This window comes from Psychrobacter sp. P11G5 (genome assembly GCF_001593305.1).
Lineage (GTDB): Bacteria > Pseudomonadota > Gammaproteobacteria > Pseudomonadales > Moraxellaceae > Psychrobacter.
On sequence record NZ_CP012533.1, the window covers coordinates 118,235 to 136,649 of the forward strand.

The 18,415-nt window shown below is 41.1% G+C and carries 15 protein-coding genes; 12 read left to right on the forward strand and 3 right to left on the reverse strand.

Annotation, left to right across the window (positions count from 1 at the left end; all coding sequences use genetic code 11):
- Nucleotides 1-81: 81 nt before the first annotated feature.
- The 6 genes from AK825_RS00525 to AK825_RS00550 all read left to right on the forward strand — a co-directional run bounded on the left by AK825_RS00525 (nt 82) and on the right by AK825_RS00550 (nt 6,350).
- Nucleotides 82-1,110, forward strand: a complete 1,029-nt coding sequence (locus AK825_RS00525) for a sensor histidine kinase (RefSeq protein WP_227514089.1) — start codon at nt 82-84, stop codon at nt 1,108-1,110.
- Between the two features lie 425 nt (nt 1,111-1,535).
- The gene (locus tag AK825_RS00530; RefSeq protein ID WP_068033736.1) at nt 1,536-2,273 is read left to right on the forward strand and encodes a LytTR family DNA-binding domain-containing protein; all 738 of its coding nucleotides are present in this window, start codon (nt 1,536-1,538) and stop codon (nt 2,271-2,273) included.
- A gap of 299 nt (nt 2,274-2,572) precedes the next feature.
- Complete coding sequence (hemC, locus tag AK825_RS00535) at nt 2,573-3,568, forward strand: hydroxymethylbilane synthase (RefSeq protein ID WP_203226500.1); 996 nt, start codon at nt 2,573-2,575, stop codon at nt 3,566-3,568.
- 139 nt (nt 3,569-3,707) lie between these two features.
- Nucleotides 3,708-4,652 (forward strand): uroporphyrinogen-III synthase, encoded by a 945-nt coding sequence (locus AK825_RS00540; protein WP_068033739.1) that lies wholly within the window; start codon nt 3,708-3,710, stop codon nt 4,650-4,652.
- Nucleotides 4,653-4,746: 94 nt separating this feature from the next.
- Nucleotides 4,747-5,787: a hypothetical protein gene (locus tag AK825_RS00545; protein ID WP_068033742.1), complete on the forward strand. Its 1,041-nt coding sequence runs from the start codon at nt 4,747-4,749 to the stop codon at nt 5,785-5,787.
- Between the two features lie 71 nt (nt 5,788-5,858).
- Complete coding sequence (locus AK825_RS00550) at nt 5,859-6,350, forward strand: acyl-CoA thioesterase (RefSeq protein WP_082785584.1); 492 nt, start codon at nt 5,859-5,861, stop codon at nt 6,348-6,350.
- A gap of 156 nt (nt 6,351-6,506) precedes the next feature.
- Here AK825_RS00550 and ribBA read toward each other — a convergent pair whose 3' ends face one another.
- On the reverse strand, nt 6,507-7,619 hold the full coding sequence (ribBA, locus tag AK825_RS00555) for a bifunctional 3,4-dihydroxy-2-butanone-4-phosphate synthase/GTP cyclohydrolase II (protein WP_068033744.1): 1,113 nt from the start codon (nt 7,617-7,619) through the stop codon (nt 6,507-6,509).
- A 94-nt stretch (nt 7,620-7,713) separates the two neighbouring features.
- Nucleotides 7,714-9,003, reverse strand: a complete 1,290-nt coding sequence (locus AK825_RS00560; RefSeq protein ID WP_068033746.1) for a replication-associated recombination protein A — start codon at nt 9,001-9,003, stop codon at nt 7,714-7,716.
- A gap of 392 nt (nt 9,004-9,395) precedes the next feature.
- Between AK825_RS00560 and AK825_RS00565 the strand changes: the two genes are divergently transcribed.
- Both AK825_RS00565 and AK825_RS00570 read left to right on the forward strand, forming a co-directional pair.
- On the forward strand, nt 9,396-9,929 hold the full coding sequence (locus AK825_RS00565) for a type IV secretion protein Rhs (RefSeq protein WP_068033748.1): 534 nt from the start codon (nt 9,396-9,398) through the stop codon (nt 9,927-9,929).
- Nucleotides 9,930-10,044: 115 nt separating this feature from the next.
- Entirely contained in the window at nt 10,045-11,001 is a 957-nt protein-coding gene (locus AK825_RS00570) for a hypothetical protein (RefSeq protein WP_149038737.1), read from the forward strand.
- Nucleotides 11,002-11,149: 148 nt separating this feature from the next.
- Here AK825_RS00570 and gltA read toward each other — a convergent pair whose 3' ends face one another.
- On the reverse strand, nt 11,150-12,430 hold the full coding sequence (gltA, locus tag AK825_RS00575; protein WP_068033753.1) for a citrate synthase: 1,281 nt from the start codon (nt 12,428-12,430) through the stop codon (nt 11,150-11,152).
- A 1,041-nt stretch (nt 12,431-13,471) separates the two neighbouring features.
- Here gltA and sdhC point away from each other — a divergent pair.
- The 4 genes from sdhC to AK825_RS00595 all read left to right on the forward strand — a co-directional run bounded on the left by sdhC (nt 13,472) and on the right by AK825_RS00595 (nt 17,408).
- Entirely contained in the window at nt 13,472-13,858 is a 387-nt protein-coding gene (gene sdhC / locus AK825_RS00580) for a succinate dehydrogenase, cytochrome b556 subunit (protein ID WP_082787118.1), read from the forward strand.
- Between the two features lie 20 nt (nt 13,859-13,878).
- Nucleotides 13,879-14,265, forward strand: a complete 387-nt coding sequence (gene sdhD, locus AK825_RS00585) for a succinate dehydrogenase, hydrophobic membrane anchor protein (RefSeq protein WP_068038841.1) — start codon at nt 13,879-13,881, stop codon at nt 14,263-14,265.
- 402 nt (nt 14,266-14,667) lie between these two features.
- Nucleotides 14,668-16,518: a succinate dehydrogenase flavoprotein subunit gene (gene sdhA, locus AK825_RS00590; protein ID WP_068033757.1), complete on the forward strand. Its 1,851-nt coding sequence runs from the start codon at nt 14,668-14,670 to the stop codon at nt 16,516-16,518.
- A 179-nt stretch (nt 16,519-16,697) separates the two neighbouring features.
- Nucleotides 16,698-17,408 (forward strand): succinate dehydrogenase iron-sulfur subunit, encoded by a 711-nt coding sequence (locus AK825_RS00595; RefSeq protein ID WP_068033760.1) that lies wholly within the window; start codon nt 16,698-16,700, stop codon nt 17,406-17,408.
- The last annotated feature ends 1,007 nt before the right edge of the window (nt 17,409-18,415 follow it).

Genomic DNA, 18,415 nt, shown 5'->3' on the forward strand with positions numbered 1-18,415 from the left:
AATAAGAGCTCAAGTATAGCAAAGGATGAGGTTGCCTTGCTAGCTGAGCGCTTAGAGTTTTTTATGCCTAGGCTTACAGAAATGATGAAACCATGGCAATGGATGCTCTACATCTTCTTTTGGGCGTTGTTTGTTACGTCGATTGATCGTCATGATCTGGCTACTTGGCCTCAATTCTTCGTTAAATTCTTGAGCCGGATTGTTCAATATGTTTTGAGCATTATCCCGTCTTTATATCTAATAGATTATCTGCGGCCTATCTTTAAACGCGCCAACCCTATTAATGTCAGCATGAAAGTCTTACTTTTATTTACCATTACCTCTGCTGTGTCTGTAACGCTAGTCATGCTGGTTATGATTAATACTGGCTGGCTGGTTTATGAGCGTAAAGCCTTTGTATTAAACGTACTATTTAATATTGTGATTACCGTCGGTTTTACTTTAGTGTTTATGTTGTACTTTATTAGACGTTATCGTGAGCTGATCGCACTCAAGCAGTCATTTGAGCACAAACTTACTGCCCAAAATGACTTAATAAAAGCACGTATTGCCCCGCATTTTTTCTTCAATACAGTCAATAGTTTAGTATCACTTATTGAATCTAAGCCTCCGCAGGCCGCAGAGCTTTTACAACATGTATCAGCACTCTTTCGAGCCACTTTTAATGGCGCGCGCGAAATTAGCTTTGAAGAAGAAGTTGCCCTTTGTGAGCATTACTTAGCGATTGAATCGAGTCGTTTGGGCGATAAGCTGGTTGTAAATTGGAATCTTCCTGACGATGACGTCATGTATGATATGGTAATTACCGCGTTAACTTTACAAAGCGTTCTTGAAAAAATGCTGCTTAATGTCGTTGAGATGACAACTGAAACTATTTTTATCGATATTACTGTAACATGGCAACAGCATCGCGTTACTATCACTGTTACGGTCCAACTGCCCAGTAAAACCTTAATGGTTGTTCATGACTTACGTCGCCATGTGAACTTTTATATCCAAGCTGAGCGTCTCAGAGCCTATTTTGATCAAAGTGCTAATATACAAAGTGATGTCACCAACGAGCGAATTGTGACCGTGATTAACTACCCTCTACATGATGTAGGATTTTAGTCTTTTCTTAATAAACAACTTAAATCGACTATTTTTCTACCTTTCATTCGAATATCGCTACCGTTAGTTCAAACATGGCATATTTATTGCTGCTTATCTTGTATAACCATATTATAGAGACTTAATCATTCATTTGCACTTAGGTTGATTGATTGGTAGCTACAGGGTTTGAATCAAAAACTATATGAATATCATCATCAAGCTGTCTGTTTTAATAACATATAGATGACAAACGCTCTCCAAAACTCATGCAGGTTTTGTAGCCTGGTTGGAGTAAGATAAATACGAATTATCGGTGTCTAACTAATTAATCATAGAGTTATTAAATAATTATTTTTATGTATGCTGGGCTACTACGAATTTATACAAAATAATATCAAGAGTAGTTAAAAATATATTTATTATGCTGTAAAAGAGGAATCTACATGCGAATCGTAGTTTGTGATGATGAGCCACTTGCTCGTGAGCGCTTGGTCAGAATCGTGCAAGAATCAGGGTACGAGGTGGTCGCCCAAGCAACGACTGGTGCTGAGGCCATCACTGCAGTAAAAATACAGCAGCCTGATATAATATTGCTCGATATACGAATGCCAGAAATGGATGGGGTACGCTGTGCACAAGCACTTAATGAGCTTGAGCATCCGCCAGCTATCATTTTTGTTACAGCCTACGACCATTATGCCATTGCAGCGTTTAAAGCCAATGCGATAGGCTATTTACTTAAGCCTGCAAATAAAGATGAATTGTTAGAAGCGTTGAGTCAAGCAAAGAACCTGAATGCCGCACAATTGAATGAGATTCGTAAACTTGAAGACCCGACTGCTCGTCCTGTGCGTGAACATATTGCAGCGCGTACACATCGTGGCGTCGAGCTGATTAAACTCAAAGATATCTACTACTTTACTGCTGACCAAAAGTACGTCAAAGTCCGTCATAAAGAAGGCACAGTACTCATAGATGAGACTTTAAAAGAGCTTGAGCAAGAATTTGAGAGCCGACTATTTCGGGTCCATCGTAATGCCATCATCAATCTAAGCTTTTTGGATTACTTAGAAACCATAGATTCTGGGCAATATCAAGTACGCTTTAAAGGTCTTGATGAGACTTTAGCGGTTAGTCGTCGACATCTACCAGCGCTACGAGAAAAGATTCAAAGTATGTAACCATGGTTCCTTATTGCCATTGGTTCTTATTATAGAAATGACTCAGAGATAGGTGTCTTCAACGACATATTCTAGAAGCTAACGCCTTTATAAATAGCTAGTAACAACCAAAATATCTCGACCATATCTTCGTACCCTTATTTATGCTTAAATAGGGGTATTTTTTTGCGTCAGATAAAGATTTTTGCACCTATTAAAAGCTTGTAAATAATAAATTTTCTGACGCATCAAACATAGTATTAACAATATAGCACTTAATAATCTTGAGGCCTATCATGAGTACCACGCAGCCATCTGCTTTGCATACCTTAAATATCGCCACACGTCAAAGCCCGCTTGCCTTATGGCAAGCAGAGCATATCCGTGATCGATTGCTGGAACTGTATCCAGAGATGACTATCAATTTACTAAAAATCATCACCAAAGGTGACAAGATTTTAGACACCCCACTAGCAAAAATAGGCGGTAAAGGCTTATTTGTTAAAGAGCTTGAGCAAGCACTATATGATGGGCAGGCAGATATTGCTGTGCATTCACTAAAAGATGTCCCTATGCAGTTGCCTGAAGGTTTAACACTTGGCGTTTATTGCAAACGTGCAGCGCCAACGGATGCATTTGTTTCTAATACTTATAATAGTATTGATGAATTACCACAAGGCGCGGTCGTTGGTACCGCAAGTTTACGCCGTCAATGTCAAATCAAAGCCTATCGTCCAGATTTACAAATCAAGACCTTGCGCGGTAACGTGGGTACACGTTTAGGCAAACTTGATGCAGGCGACTACGATGCCATTATTTTGGCAACCAGTGGCCTACAGCGCATCGAGCTTGATGAGCGTATTCGTGGTGAGTTAGCGATCGATACCTGCCTACCAGCTGTTGGTCAAGGGGCATTAGCAATTGAATGCCGTGAAGATGATGCAAATGTATTGGCACTGCTTGCCCCACTTAACGATGATAAGGCGCGCATTCGCTTAATCGCTGAGCGCGCTTTAAATCGTCATTTAGAAGGTGGTTGCCAAGTTCCGATTGCCGCTTATGCGGTATTGCATGCTGATAACGCTAAAGAAATCACTACCGATTATGATAACGATGATAGCGGTCATAACTTATGGCTACGTGGCCGAGTCGGACAAGCAGATGGTAGTGAATTGCTAAAGGCTGAAAAGCGTATTGCATTGACTGGAACGCAAGCAGAGAAAGAAGCACAGGCCAATCAATTAGGTATCGATGTCGCCAAGATGCTACTTGCCGATGGTGCTGGCGCTATTTTGGCTGCGATTTATCATCCGTAATTATACTTAGTCATAAGTATTTATATAAACAATAAGTAGTATGTTACGCCGCTAATACAGATAACACGAAGTTAAATAGGTGTTCACTATCTGTAGTAGCGGTATCTAATTACACAATCTTTTGAGCAGTGGTAGGTCTATGTCTTGCGCATTGTCGTCTCAGTCAATTGATAATTTATCATTACCGCCAGCAGTCGTAATCAATACTCGTCCGTTAGAGCGTGCAACACCCTTAACAGAGCATTTGCAGGCTGCAGGTCTGACCGTAATCGAGATGCCAATGCTAACGCTACAATCGCGCGCGGTAAATGATACAGATATCGAGTTGATGAGTGATTGGTTAGCAGGTAGTTATGAAGCGCTCGTTATCGTCAGCCCTACTGCGGCAGCAGCAGGATTGGCAGTATGGCAAGCTCTTGAACAAACCAATAAACCATCTGATAATGGTGCGTTGTCAGAGTCAGATATGCTTAATGTTAACAAAGCACCAAGTCATTTGATTGCAGTAGGGGAAGCGACAGCTTCTGTTTTGCAAGATCCCAAACTGCCATTTAACTATCCAATATTACAACCGACTATTGCCAATAACGAAGGTATGCTAGCCATGCCGGAGATTGAGCATCTACAAGCGGGCGATAAACTCCTGATTTGGCGTGGACTGGGTGGGCGACGATTATTGGTCGATACGTTAAAGGCGCGCGGGGTACATATTGATAGTATTGCTTGGTATGAGCGTACTTTACCTACCGATGCCAGTACAAATTATAAGCAATGGCTTAAGCAGTTTATTAGGCAAAATAAAGTACAATCGCAGCAGGTTACTCAACTACAAGCTGCTAAGCCTATCGTTATTATTAGTAGTGGTACAGCATTTGAACACTGGTCAAGCGTAGTCAAGCAAGTGCAGTCAGATGCAGATTTTGCTCTAGAACGTACAGTGTTGCCAACATTAGCAGATTTTAATTATGTGGTATTGGGTGAGCGCTTAGCTGATATGGTAGCAGCTGAGCAACTAAGCTATTGGCGAGTAGAAGACTTATCTCCTGCGACTATTTTGGCAGCGATTGTGCAGAATGTTCTTTAAGCAGAATTGTCTGTAAATAGAGAGTAAAACGACAAACCTACCTTATTTGCTCATTTTTAAGTGTCATTAAAACTACCAATAACGGTGCTGTCTTATGTCAACCGAATTTAAAACTTCTACAGCTGATACATTATCTGTAAATCAGCAGCGTCGGCAGGCGAATATCTTGTTATTACGTTTGCAATGGTTGTTTATCTTATTATTAGTCATTGCCTTAGTTTGGCTATATGTTGCTCAGCAACGTTTTCAAAACCAAATCAATGAACGTCTGCAAAGTAATGAGCATGTAGTCAGCCGTCTAAATGAGATGGACGACCGTTTATTTTCAATCAGTCAACAGAGCCTACCAGAGCCAAATACAGCCGTCAGTAATCAAGCTCAAAATCAGCTCAATTTATTGCGTATTCAAATGCAGGTAGCAGACAGACTACTCGCTGATAATAATTATAAGGCATCAATTGAATTGCTACGTGGTTTACTATGGCAACTGTCACAAGATAATAATGAGATATCGCCAGCGTTGACGATTGTCATTAAACAAAGCTTGACCAAAGATATTGAGCGTTTACAAGCGCAAAGCTCACAGCCTAGTCCATGGCAATTACAAAACTTGGCCATTCAAAACATTCAAGATTTTTTGCACAGTTATGATCGCAAAATTAGTCGTAATGATGTTAATTATTCTGATAGTAACCGTAATGATAATACAAAGACAACTTCTGATACTACTACTGGTTCAGCGCGTACGGCTACTAACAAAGTACATAATAATAGTGCTCCATTAAACCGTCAGCAGTTAACTATTCATGAAGTCATCATGACTCTGAATCTAGCTATTCAAGCCAGCAATATGCGTGAGCAAGATCAGCTGATTGTATGTTTAAGCCAAGCGCGTGAGCAGTTACAGACGTTGGTTAAAAACACTTCCAGTACTCAGAAAAATAATGCTAGTAAAACAGCACAGTCCTCTGCTACAGACACCGACCAAATTAATAAAGGTCAACAAAGTCCAACGGCTACGGAAGCGCCAGAGAACATCACAGAGGTAATTGTTTGGCTTGATAAACTGATTGCTGATGCGCCCAAGCCTAAGCCTTTATTGACTACTCAGATTTTGGATAAGCCTAAGCGTTAAGTTATATTAGATTGATAGATGTTTGGGCATTTTAGATTCTGATATATTAAAAATACAGATTAAGGTGGTTTATGAACAACGCTAGTCATGAAATAAGATTAACAGCTGACATACCAGACGATAGCTATCCTGCTGAATTGGCAAATTATCCAGTAATACATACTCAGCCCATACATTGGGGTGAGATGGATGCCTTTAATCATTTAAATAATGTGGTGTTTTATCGTTATGCTGAGTCAGCGCGCATCGCTTATTTGCAGACCTTAGGTATGTTTGATGGCAGTATGGTCACTGTGCTGGCCCAGTCTAGCTGTCAATATTTACGTCCAGTCGTATACCCTGATACTCTATTACTGGGCGTGCGCTGTCAACGCTTGGGCGCGACCAGTATCGTCATAGAATATAGTTATTATAGCTGTGCGCAGCAAGCCGTAGTCGCTACTGCTGAGGCAGTGATAGTACGACTAGAGAGTGATGGCAAAACTAAGTTGCCATGGACAATCGAGGAGCGTGCGCGTTTGTTAGTGCTTGAACAAAAAGTAGCTCACACCCCTAAGTTATAATATGCGTCATTGAGCTGAAGCTAAACGATAAAAGAGTTAAATAATAAAAAGGCACGCTAATCAGATTAGCGTGCCTTTTTTGAATAATCTTTTTGAGCGATTTTTTAATTGTTTATCACAATGGTTTTAGCAAATTAACTTAAGCTAGTTAGTCGTTTAATCTTGCTTTGGTGCATGAATAAAATCGATGACATTTAGCTCAAAGCCTGATAGCGCATAGAACTTCATTGGCGATGATAAAAGGCGCATATCGCGTACACCGAGGTGGCGTAAAATCTGCGCGCCAACGCCAATACTGCGATAAGGCTGCTGGGCGATAGTTGAGAGCGACTGGTTTTCAGAGGCTTTATCTAACGCATCTCCCAAGTCGATTGGTTGATGGCTACCAATCCAAACCAAGACACCACGTTCTGAAGCACTGATTTCTTCTAGAGCTGATTGTACGCTCCAACCACTGCGCCCTGTGGTATCGTTTTTAGCCGCAAATAAATCACGTAATGGATGGAAGCCATGAACACGTACCGTACTAACGCCTTCGCTAACATCGCCTTTTACCAAGGCTATATGAGTCTCATCAGCACCAAACTCACGGAAACGATGCAGAGTGAAAGTACCATATTCAGTCTCAAACGGATGCGATTCAATCTCTTCTACCGTTTGCTCATTAGCGATGCGATAGTTGATAAGGTCAGCAATGGTGCCGATTTTGATATCGTGTTCTTTGGCGAATATCTCAAGGTCATCACGGCGTGCCATCGTACCATCGGCATTGATAATCTCTACAATAACGGCTGCAGGCTCAAGTCCTGCTAGGCGTGCTAAATCACAGCCAGCTTCGGTATGTCCAGCACGGTGTAATACGCCACCATTTTGTGCCATGATTGGGAAGATATGGCCAGGTTGGACGATGTCTTCAGGCTTTGCTGCTGATGAGACTGCTGCTTGGATAGTACGTGCACGATCTGCCGCAGAAATACCAGTAGTAACGCCTTCAGCAGCTTCGATAGAAACGGTAAAGTTGGTGCTGAATTTTGCTTCGTTACGATCTGACATCAGTGGCAATGCAAGCTGTTGGCAACGCGCTTGTGACAAGGTTAAGCATACCAAACCGCGGGCATGGGTAATCATAAAGTTAATGTCTTCAGGACGGACATGCGTGGCCGCCATGATGATATCACCTTCGTTTTCGCGATCTTCATCATCCATCAAAATGACCATTTTACCGGCGCGAATGTCTTCAATAATTTCAGGAATCGTATTTAAACTCATAAGAAGTCTCAATGATTTATTATTTATAGATATGTAGGGGTATAAAATTTTATCTGCCTATTGTAGCAGATAGGCGAAAAAGCTGTGACTATCGTTACTTACTCGTTGGTGCTTGGCTCTTAAGCCAGTCCATAAACTGCTTACTATGTTGTTCGCGCTGATTATCTGCAAACTCATAAAAACGTGTGCCCACCAAATTATCAGGCAAGTAAGTCTGCGGATAATAATGATTAGGGTAGTTGTGCGGATAAGCATAGCCTTTGCCATAACCTTGTTCACGCATTAATTTGGTCACCCCATTACGTAGATGGAGCGGCACAGGTGAGGCGTCTTTTTCTGCCAGCGCCATCGCTGCATTAATAGCATTGTAAGTGCTATTACTTTTAGCACTGGTCGCCAGATAGACCACGACTTGGCCTAGGATGATTCGCGCTTCCGGCATACCGATTGATTGCACACTGCGTAAAGCAGCATCAGCAAGTAATAAGGCATTAGGATTGGCATTGCCGATATCTTCACTGGCCAAAATGACTAAGCGCCGAGCAATAAAGTCAGCAGGCTCACCGCCAACTAGCATTCGCGCCATCCAGTATAAAGCGGCATCGGGATCAGAGCCGCGTACGGACTTTATCATCGCTGAGATAATATCATAATGCTGCTCGCCATCTTTATCGTAACGCACTAATGCAGTTTGAGCGACTCGGCCAACCAGCTCATCATTAATAATAATGGGCGACTGCTTTGAATCAGCGGTTTGTACTGCAAGCTCTAACAGGTTTAATGCTTTACGTGCATCGCCATGCGCTAACTGGCTAATAAAATCCTGTGCTTGCAAATCAATAGATAGCGATTTTAATACCGTGTCTGCCGTAATAGCACGCGTTAGTACGGTCGCGATTTGCTCTGCGATGAGTGGTTCTAAGCGATATACTTGGCAGCGTGAGAGTAGGGCATTATTGACACTAAATGAAGGGTTTTCTGTAGTGGCCCCAATCAAGGTAATATCACCGGATTCGACAGCGCCCAATAATGCATCTTGTTGTGCTTTATTAAAGCGATGAATCTCATCGATAAAAACCACTGGTGACTCAAAGCTTAATGAGTCCTTGCTATCTAACACCTCACGTAACTGCTTTACGCCAGTATTAAGTGCTGAGAGTGCATGAAAAGGTCGCCCAACTGCATCAGCTAATAGCATGGCAATAGTAGTTTTACCAATACCTGCCTCCCCATGCAAGATAATCGAAGGCAGATGATTCTGTTCGACCAAGCGCCGTAGAGGTGCACCTTCCGCTAATAAGTGCGCTTGACCGATGATATCGTCAAGGGAGTCGGGGCGCATGCGCTGGGCAAGTGGCGTATCAGCATGAAAGTTAGGGGCCATAAGACTCTCTATGTTTTTGTATTGAACCTCATATAAATCGGCTACGGTAGCAACTGTGCTTACTGTACGATATGAGTTATCTATGCACAGCTCTTTTTTACATCACAAAATAGTAACCATGATAGTAATATCGAAATTATATGAAATCAGACAAATAATAATCTAAGTTAATTTTTTAGTAGTAATTATCAGTAATTTTTTAATAAATACTATTAAAAAGTCACTGATAATTAAAGCAAAGGTTAGGGCATTTTTGGCTCAAAAAAGCCGTACAAGTGTACAACTTCTGTCCTTTGCACTTTTATTTCATGGTCATAGGCTTTATTTATAGCCTATTAATCCATCTATTAGCTGACAGTGCTAAACATTAACCATGGAGATATTCATCGCCTATGACACATTCCGTAAAGCAGTTATTGAGTCAAAGCCTGCGTTTATCAAGTCGTTTTGCCAAGCAGTCACGTAAGCTTAGTGAAGGCGAGATCATGTTAGCGCGTTCAGTCTTTGGTGATGGTATCGAGCTTGAGGCAGTGCGGTTAAAAACGGCCTGGTGGGTACTCAAAAATTACGCAGTAAGCCCTAATGGGAATATATATTTTCATCCGGAGGACTGGATAGTAGACTTTAGCAATGCCACTCTTAGTAAGCAAAGCTGGCTAATTCATGAGCTTACTCACGTTTGGCAATTGCAGCAAGGTTTAAAAGTGATTCGCGGCGCCCTTGTTGATCGTCGCTATGATTATGACTTAGAGCTGGGTAAGCCGTTTTTTAAATACGGTATTGAGCAGCAAGCACGCATGGTGCAGGATTATTTCGTCCGCTATCAGCTTGGTCAAGACTGTCAAGATCTAGAAGCCTGTATTCCTTTTTTGACGGTAGGCTCTAACGCGGAGACTAAGCATACTAATAAACCATTCACAGTTTAACCTTCAACTAAGGTCTCATAACCGCTATTATAAAATATAAGTAAATTAATATTAACCATAAGAATTAACAACAAATTCTATCTGCTATATTAGCTTTTAACAAAGGAATTGTGCCGTGATTTTTACTTTTTGGAACTCAAAGCTTGATGCTGTTCGATCAAAAAACACCATTCATAAGGTTACTACTGTTCATTTATGGCGAACACCTAATTTAATAGTAGCGATACTTGCAGGAACATTGATGCTGGCAGGTTGTCAGCAGCAGTCAGAAACTACGGAATCTGACAATGACAGTCAAATAAGCACACAAATTGATGCTGAAAATGCTAAGCCTGCACCATTGAGTGATTCAGCTAAGGCGCGTATCGAGCAGTTTCAGCCTTTGTACGTCGCCCAGATGCAAGGTCTACAACGACGTTTGCAAGCAGAGTATGAGGCACTACAAGCAGCTGATGCTTCTGATAACGAAAATGCCTTGTTGCTTGATAGTGCATCTGAGCCAGTCGATGATACGACTAATACTAATAGCCCTGATTCTACAGTTAGCGCCACTGCTGACCCTATAACCAATGATGCAGATATTGAAGCTACTAACGAGGTAGCTACGAATGATGCCGAAGTTGAGATAAATACTAGTACTGAAGTGGGGGAGCGTGATCTAGAGGTACTAAAGCGTATTAGCCTTGAGCCGCGCAGACCTAAAGTATTAACTGAAGAAGAAATTATCGAACGTTATCAACAAGCGATGCAAGCGCTTTATGAGCCAGCGACTACCGCGCTTAGTGCTCAAGATACAGACACTTTACTAAATGTCGCTACTCTAGTGCCGCAGTTATTTGAACATGCAGAGATTGCTGAGAGAGTAAGTGTAAAGAGCCCCGCACTAGCACGCTTAATCATCCAGCATCAAGTATGGCAGCAGATAGAAGCTCAACAAGCGCTCGATATGCAGCAAATGAAATTAAAGCAACAGCAAGAATTTGAAGTTCTAATGACGAAGTTTAATGACACTATCAAAGACTATGATGAGCAAATCGCTAAATACGAGCAGACTTTACAAGAGTTTCAGTAACCGCTTCTGTAATCCTCTTGAATGGCTTCTTTTTTCAATACGTACTTTTCTGATAATTGCTTATAAGCGCTCAAACTATTCATTTAAACGACAATAAAAAATCCCGCACAATGGCGGGATTTTTTATTGTTTTAATATCTAATCAAACTTACTTACGGTCTTCAACTTTAACGAAATCGCGATGCGTTTCACCAGTATATAGCTGACGTGGACGACCGATTTTGAACGGTGCGCTATGCATCTCTAACCAATGGCTGATCCAACCAGAGGTACGAGCTAGCGAGAAAATAACGGTAAACATTGACGTTGGGATACCAATGGCTTTTAAGATAATGCCAGAGTAAAAGTCAACGTTTGGATATAGGTTACGCTCAACGAAGAACGGGTCTTCTAGAGCAATCTTTTCAAGTGCCATTGCAAGCTCAAGCTTAGGATCATTGATACCTAGGGCACCTAATACTTCGTCACAAGTCTCTTTCATGACTTGGGCACGTGGATCAAAGTTTTTATAGACACGGTGGCCAAAGCCCATAAGCTTCACTTCACGGCTCTTCACTTTTTCCATAAATGCAGGTACGTTTTCAACTGAACCGATTTCATCAAGCATCTCAAGGACAGCTTCGTTCGCGCCGCCATGTGATGGGCCCCATAGCGCAGCAATACCAGCAGCGATACAAGCGTAAGGGTTGGCGCCAGTAGAACCAGCCAAACGTACCGTAGACGTTGAAGCGTTCTGCTCATGATCAGCATGTAAGGTAAAGATCTTGTCCATTGCTTTGGCAATCACAGGGTTTACTTTATAGTCAACGTCAGCAGGGGTTGCAAACATCATATATAAGAAGTTTTCTGCATAGTTAAAGTCGTTACGTGGATACATGAACGGTTCGCCTTGTGAGTATTTATAACTCATCGCAGCAAGCGTTGGCATTTTAGCAATCAAACGGATAGCAGTGATTTCACGATGATTCTCATCACTGATATCTAATTTATCATGGTAAAACGCTGATAAAGCACCAACGACACCAACCATAATTGCCATTGGATGCGCATCACGGCGGAAGCCTTCAAAGAACTTACGCAGTTGATCATGAACACCTGAATGCTTACGGATTTTTTCAAAAAAGTCTGCTTTTTGCTCAGCAGTAGGTAGATCACCATGAACAAGAGCATAAGCAACTTCTAAATACTCAGCATTGTTCGCTAACTGATCGATAGGATAGCCGCGATGTAATAACTCGCCTTTACCACCATCGATAAAAGTAATCTTTGACTCGACAGGAGCAGTAACTTTAAAACCGGGATCATAAGACCAATAACCAGATTCTTGTAAAGCGGCAACGTCGATAACCGGGCGCCCTAAAGTGCCTTTAATAATTGGAAGTTGGTATTCCTTACCATCTACTGTTAGGGTGGCGTTGTTATCAGCCATAATTTCATCTCCATTGGTTTTAGCTTGTTAGAGTAAAAGTACTAACGACACATAACTTCGTGTCGTCACATGAACAAATACGGATTCAACTAATTTCAGATTCTGGCTATGTTACCAGTAATTCGGCACAATTAGAAAAGACTTTTGACAGCCATTCCCCCAATTTACGTGGTTTCAGGGTATTTCTATCGGGTAATTTTTGTATCAAAATATGTCTGCTTGCTTATTTATAGTAAATTAAGTGTTTTTAGCAGAATAACATGATGACTATTATCATGATATAAACTGACTCTTTTCAATTGTTTAGTTATACTAAATTTCATATTAATACGGTTGAAAACAGACAGTGCATACCTAGTAGAGTAAAACCATAAAAGCTACTATCAATAAAAGAGTAGTAGGTTTACGACAATTCTATTACAGATAATTGACTTTATGTTAAGACAGCCACGATATTCACTATTTAAGGGATAAATTTGTAATTGTTGGCTAGCCATTTTATAATGGCGTGATTTGACTGATGCTAACTTTGTTTTAGTAAATGCTCGCTAGCGTATGTTGGTTCATTAAATGCTTAATCGAATGCTTTTTGTTAAAGTTAATATGTTAATTTGCAAGCATAACAATAGTTTATGACTTGAATGCTGTCGTTGTTTGTTCTATTTTTAGATTGACTATGATTCAGTTCATTTCAGAAAAGATGACCGAGTAGCGTTATCTTTTTTGCCTTAAAGAACTAATTAAAAATAGACCAGTTAACTGTACAGCCAACTATCATATTAATGGTAGATAAACAAAATAACAGATCGCTTCAATGACAGCATAGCCTTGTTATTCATTTATGTTTTATCGTCAGTGAATAACTAATAAGTGCTCACGATAATGAGTAGGTGCAGCATAAACAGTTAATTGTTAACCTCTTAATTAGCACAGTCAGCTAGCTCTTCCTTACTTTATTCGTCTCATGTGTTGCTGGATGTTTAGTAGGATCAATTCCTACTTAGCGTTGTTAGTAGATACAGGAGTATAACCGCAAAAAGGATGCCCGCTGTGAAAAGCAACCGACCTATTGATCTGCCTTTGAGCCAAGTGATTAGCGTTAATCGCTCACCGATTGCGATAGCTTCAATTTTACATCGTATATCTGGCATTATTCTATTTCTATTAATTCCTGTCATGCTTTGGTTATTACAGACCTCTTTGGCCTCGCCTGAGAGCTTTGAAACCGTGTTTGATAACGTCCTTATTCGCTTCTTAGCATGGATATTTGTTGCCGCAATTGCTTATCATTTTGTGATGGGTATGAAGCACTTATTTGCTGATATGGGCATGAATGAGGAGCTGAAATCTGGCCGTACTGCCTCTATGGTCAGTTTTGTGATTGCAGCGATTCTAATTGTCGCGTCATTTGTATGGGTGATGTTCTAATGATAAAAAATGATTCAGGAATCAAAAGCGCCACCGGTCTGACAGGTTCAGGCTCACGTGACTGGATTGTCCAGCGTATTAGTGCTGTCGTATTGGCAGTCTATAGTGTTGTATTACTGGGCTTCTTTTTGACACATGGTAATGTGACCTTTATTGAGTGGTCAGACTTTATGACCAGCTTACCAATGCGTCTATTCAGTTTAGTCGCTGTACTGGCGCTTGCTGGCCATGCTTGGGTCGGTATGTGGACAGTATTTACCGATTACATTACGTCTGGCAAGATGGGTGAAAGCGCTCCAAGACTACGTATGGTATTACAAACCTTAATGATTATCGCCATTTTAGTTTATCTATTCTGGGGTATTATGATTTTTTGGGGTAATGGCTTCGGTGTCGTTGCTGTTTAACTATTGAAGACATCTCGTTTTCAGACCCTACAATGACGGACTGCTCAGTCAGTTTTAATGGCTTCTAAAGTCTTTAAGAGCAGTCAGTCAGTAGCCATATTAGATTCATCATGTTGGATAGTGTGCACAAACATTGTCAGCTTAGCGCATTCATAATGGTAGGATGCACTATATAATGTATCAAGCGCCGATACGAAGGAAGCTTATTAAAAGCTACGTAGAGTCTCAAGCTTAATATAATGATGAATATGCAAATTTTAGTAAGTGGTTGAAGGTTGTCTCAAAGATATTAGCGCTTCTGTTGAGCTTATTCTATTGAACATATAAGGATACTCAAATAAGTGAACGTGATGTCTGATAGACACTCCTTGTATTTACTTCACAAGCATTAGGAAAACCGTAATGGCAACAAGACAAGACAATACTATTAGCAACATTAAGACCCTGAACTACGACGCAGTCATCGTTGGCGGTGGCGGTTCAGGCATGCGTGCTTCACTACATTTGGCTGAAGCGGGCATGAAGGTTGCAGTGCTTACCAAAGTATTCCCAACGCGTTCGCATACTGTTGCGGCACAGGGCGGTATCGGTGCAAGCTTAGGTAATATGAGCAATGATAACTGGCACTTTCACTTTTATGACACCGTTAAAGGGTCAGATTGGTTAGGTGACCAAGACGCTATTGAATATATGTGCCGCGAAGCGCCAAAAGTTGTTTATGAGCTTGAGCACATGGGCATGCCGTTCGATCGTAACGAAGATGGCACAATTTATCAGCGTCCATTTGGCGGTCATACGTCAAACTATGGCGAAAAAGCCGTTCAACGTGCTTGCGCTGCAGCTGACCGTACAGGTCATGCATTACTACATACGCTATATCAGAAAAACCTAGAGCAAGGCACTGAGTTTTTTATTGAGTGGATTGCTCTTGATTTGATCAAAGATGAAGCTGGCAACATCAACGGTGTTGTAGCGCTTGAGCAAGAAACAGGTACGGTTGCGGTATTCCAGTCACCAATCACTGTCCTAGCGACAGGTGGTGCTGGTCGTATCTTTGCTGCCTCTACCAACGCTTATATCAATACTGGTGACGGTATTGGCATGGCAGTTCGTGCAGGTATTCCACTACAAGATATGGAATTCTGGCAGTTCCACCCGACGGGCGTTCATGGTGCAGGCGTACTATTGACCGAAGGTTGCCGCGGTGAAGGGGCTATCTTACGTAACAAAGACGGCGAAGCCTTTATGGAGCGTTATGCGCCAACCGTGAAAGACTTGGCACCTCGTGATCTAGTATCGCGCTCTATGGACCAAGAGATTAAAGAAGGCCGTGGTTGTGGTCCTAATGCGGATCACATCGTTATGGACATGACCCATTTAGGTGTTGAAACCATCATGAAGCGCTTACCATCAGTATTTGAGATTGGTAAAAACTTTGCGAACGTTGATATCACTAAAGAGCCAATTCCAGTTATCCCAACCATTCACTATATGATGGGCGGTATTCCGACTACTATTCATGGTCAAGTCATTGTACCGGATTTAGAAGCGGGTACTGACGAAGACGGCCTATATGCAAAAGGCAACGTCGTTAAAGGTCTCTATGCTATCGGTGAATGTGCTTGCGTTAGTGTTCACGGTGCCAACCGTTTAGGTACTAACTCACTGCTTGATTTATTGGTTTTTGGTCGCGCAGCAGGTAAACATATCGTTGATGAATATCATCATGCTGATCATAACTACAAGCCGCTTGATCCTCATGTATTAGATTTCACGGTACGTCGTTTGGATAAATTGCAGCAGTCTACAGAAGGCTACAATGCGCAAGACGTAGCGGATGAGATTCGTGCGACTATGCAAACGCATGCGAGCGTCTTCCGTACGCAAGCGATGATGGATGAAGGCGTTGAAAAGATTTTAGCGTTAGGTGAAAAGATTGATCAAATTCATTTGGGTGATAAATCACAAGTGTTTAATACTGCCCGTATTGAAGCATTCGAAGTTGCCAATCTATATGAAGTAGCGAAAGCGACGATGATATCAGCAGCTAAGCGTCACGAAAGCCGCGGTGCTCATAGTGTATCCGATTATGATCGTCCAGAAGACGATGACTATGCACCAAATGGCCGTAATGATCACGATTGGATGAAGCATACCTTATGGTATTCTGAAGGCAACCGTGTCATCTATAAGCCAGTTCGCAAAGTTCCATTGACTGTCGATTATGTTGAGCCAAAAGTTCGCGTTTATTAATTCTGTATTACACGCTGTTTGTGTATGAATAGGATTAACGTTTTATCCCTTATTAATTTATTAAAAAGGTGACCGCCAGCTACAAGCTTATGCCAGTGCTATGATTCAGATTAAACATTAGCGCTGGCATGTTGCAACCTTTGTATGCCCGCCATCACCTACGTGTGGAGTTTAGCATTATGAGCCGAGGTACTCGCACCATCGAAATCTATCGCTACGATCCTGATCAGGACGCAGCGCCACGCATGCAAACTTATACGATTGAGCTACTAGACTCAGATCGTATGTTGCTTGACGTATTATTACGCCTAAAAAAGGAAGATGAGACCATTACCTTCCGTCGTTCATGCCGTGAAGGCATCTGTGGCTCTGACGGCGTAAATATCAATGGTAAAAACGGCCTAGCATGTTTGATCAACATGAATACGTTGCCTGAAAAAGTGACCGTTCGCCCATTACCAGGTTTGCCAGTGGTTCGTGATTTGGTTGTTGATATGAACCAATTTTACGAGCAGTATGAAAAAGTACATCCGTACTTAATCAATGAGCAGCCAGCGCCACCAACTGAGCGTTTACAGTCACCTGAACAGCGTGAAAAGATGAATGGTCTTTATGAATGCATCTTATGTGCTTGTTGTTCAACCAGCTGCCCATCATTTTGGTGGAACCCTGATAAGTTCTTAGGTCCAGCAGCACTACTTAATGCTAACCGTTTTGTCGTTGATAGCCGTGATACAGATACGCAAGCGCGTTTGGCTCGTTTGGATGATCCGTTCAGCCTATTCCGCTGCCGTGGAATCATGAACTGTGTATCAGTGTGTCCAAAAGGTCTGAATCCAACTAAAGCAATCGGTAATCTACGTAATATGTTGCTTGATCAAGCCGGTTAAATAAGTCGATTAACAACAAGTTTGTTTAAATACCCAATACTAAAACACCGTCTGAATATCAGGCGGTGTTTTTAATTGCTTGTTATTTTTTAGAGTAGATAATAAAAGTGAAGAGTCGGATTTTGGCAGTCATGCAACTTATCTGTAACCAATATCTTGTTCAATGTAAGTCTATGCGTACAGTGCGTTGGTAGCGTGTAAGAGTTCGGAGCTTAGCATCTGTTTACCTGTACAATTTACCTCTATAAGCAAAGCATTTGTAAACTGGTCTGGTGTTAACTTCGCTTGCTGTAGAATGGTACTGTTTTTCAACGATACTATTTTTAAAATAAAGCCAGTATATGACAACTTGTGATAAAGATTCGGCTCTAAAAATGCTATCATAGTCACTGTAAGTGTTATTCAAAATCAGACCTATCGCAATGCGTTCATTATGGGCGAAGGTTATTATTTCACTCTGAACAAGTGGATAATTTTTGCTGAATGATAATTAATATTTATTACGTAAATAATTAGTATTGAACAAACAAACTATGTCAGGTAATTGATGCATGTTACCCTATATAGCAGTGTATGCTTGGCGTAAAAGCAGGTGATCATGTTTAGTAGTGGGTATTTTCGGCAGTAGTTGACTGAGATAAACCAATAAATACTCAGCTTATTATTAATAAAATTAGATTAATAATGTGCAGTAAAATTTCGTTTGATTAATCTAATGGTTATAGATGGAACCATTATATATAAATTAAATTTGTGAAACGAGGCAAAAAACAAGACCGAACGTTCACAGATATTTGTAATAGTGGTATCACGGTAATAATGAGGGTTAAAGTTACTTGTTGCTATCTATTCCAGACAATTATAAAAAGTAAATTTTGGGCTTGATATTGTAGTTGGTCATACATATCTACCCCATCAAGTAATAGCGTGTAAAAGCGCTCTTTAATAAACAGTACTTAACGATGTATGCCAGTTTTTCTAAAAGCCTAGCATATGACAGATTACAC

Excerpts from the sequence above, each read along its gene's own strand:
- AK825_RS00525 (WP_227514089.1), top strand. The coding sequence starts at position 82 with ATGATGAAACCATGGCAATGGATGCTCTACATCTTCTTTTGGGCGTTG.
- AK825_RS00530 (WP_068033736.1), top strand. The coding sequence starts at position 1,536 with ATGCGAATCGTAGTTTGTGATGATGAGCCACTTGCTCGTGAGCGCTTG.
- AK825_RS00540 (WP_068033739.1), top strand. The coding sequence starts at position 3,708 with ATGTCTTGCGCATTGTCGTCTCAGTCAATTGATAATTTATCATTACCG.
- AK825_RS00545 (WP_068033742.1), top strand. The coding sequence starts at position 4,747 with ATGTCAACCGAATTTAAAACTTCTACAGCTGATACATTATCTGTAAAT.
- AK825_RS00550 (WP_082785584.1), top strand. The coding sequence starts at position 5,859 with ATGAACAACGCTAGTCATGAAATAAGATTAACAGCTGACATACCAGAC.
- ribBA (WP_068033744.1), bottom strand. The coding sequence starts at position 7,619 with ATGAGTTTAAATACGATTCCTGAAATTATTGAAGACATTCGCGCCGGT.
- AK825_RS00560 (WP_068033746.1), bottom strand. The coding sequence starts at position 9,003 with ATGGCCCCTAACTTTCATGCTGATACGCCACTTGCCCAGCGCATGCGC.
- AK825_RS00565 (WP_068033748.1), top strand. The coding sequence starts at position 9,396 with ATGACACATTCCGTAAAGCAGTTATTGAGTCAAAGCCTGCGTTTATCA.
- gltA (WP_068033753.1), bottom strand. The coding sequence starts at position 12,430 with ATGGCTGATAACAACGCCACCCTAACAGTAGATGGTAAGGAATACCAA.
- sdhC (WP_082787118.1), top strand. The coding sequence starts at position 13,472 with ATGCCCGCTGTGAAAAGCAACCGACCTATTGATCTGCCTTTGAGCCAA.
- sdhA (WP_068033757.1), top strand. The coding sequence starts at position 14,668 with ATGGCAACAAGACAAGACAATACTATTAGCAACATTAAGACCCTGAAC.
- AK825_RS00595 (WP_068033760.1), top strand. The coding sequence starts at position 16,698 with ATGAGCCGAGGTACTCGCACCATCGAAATCTATCGCTACGATCCTGAT.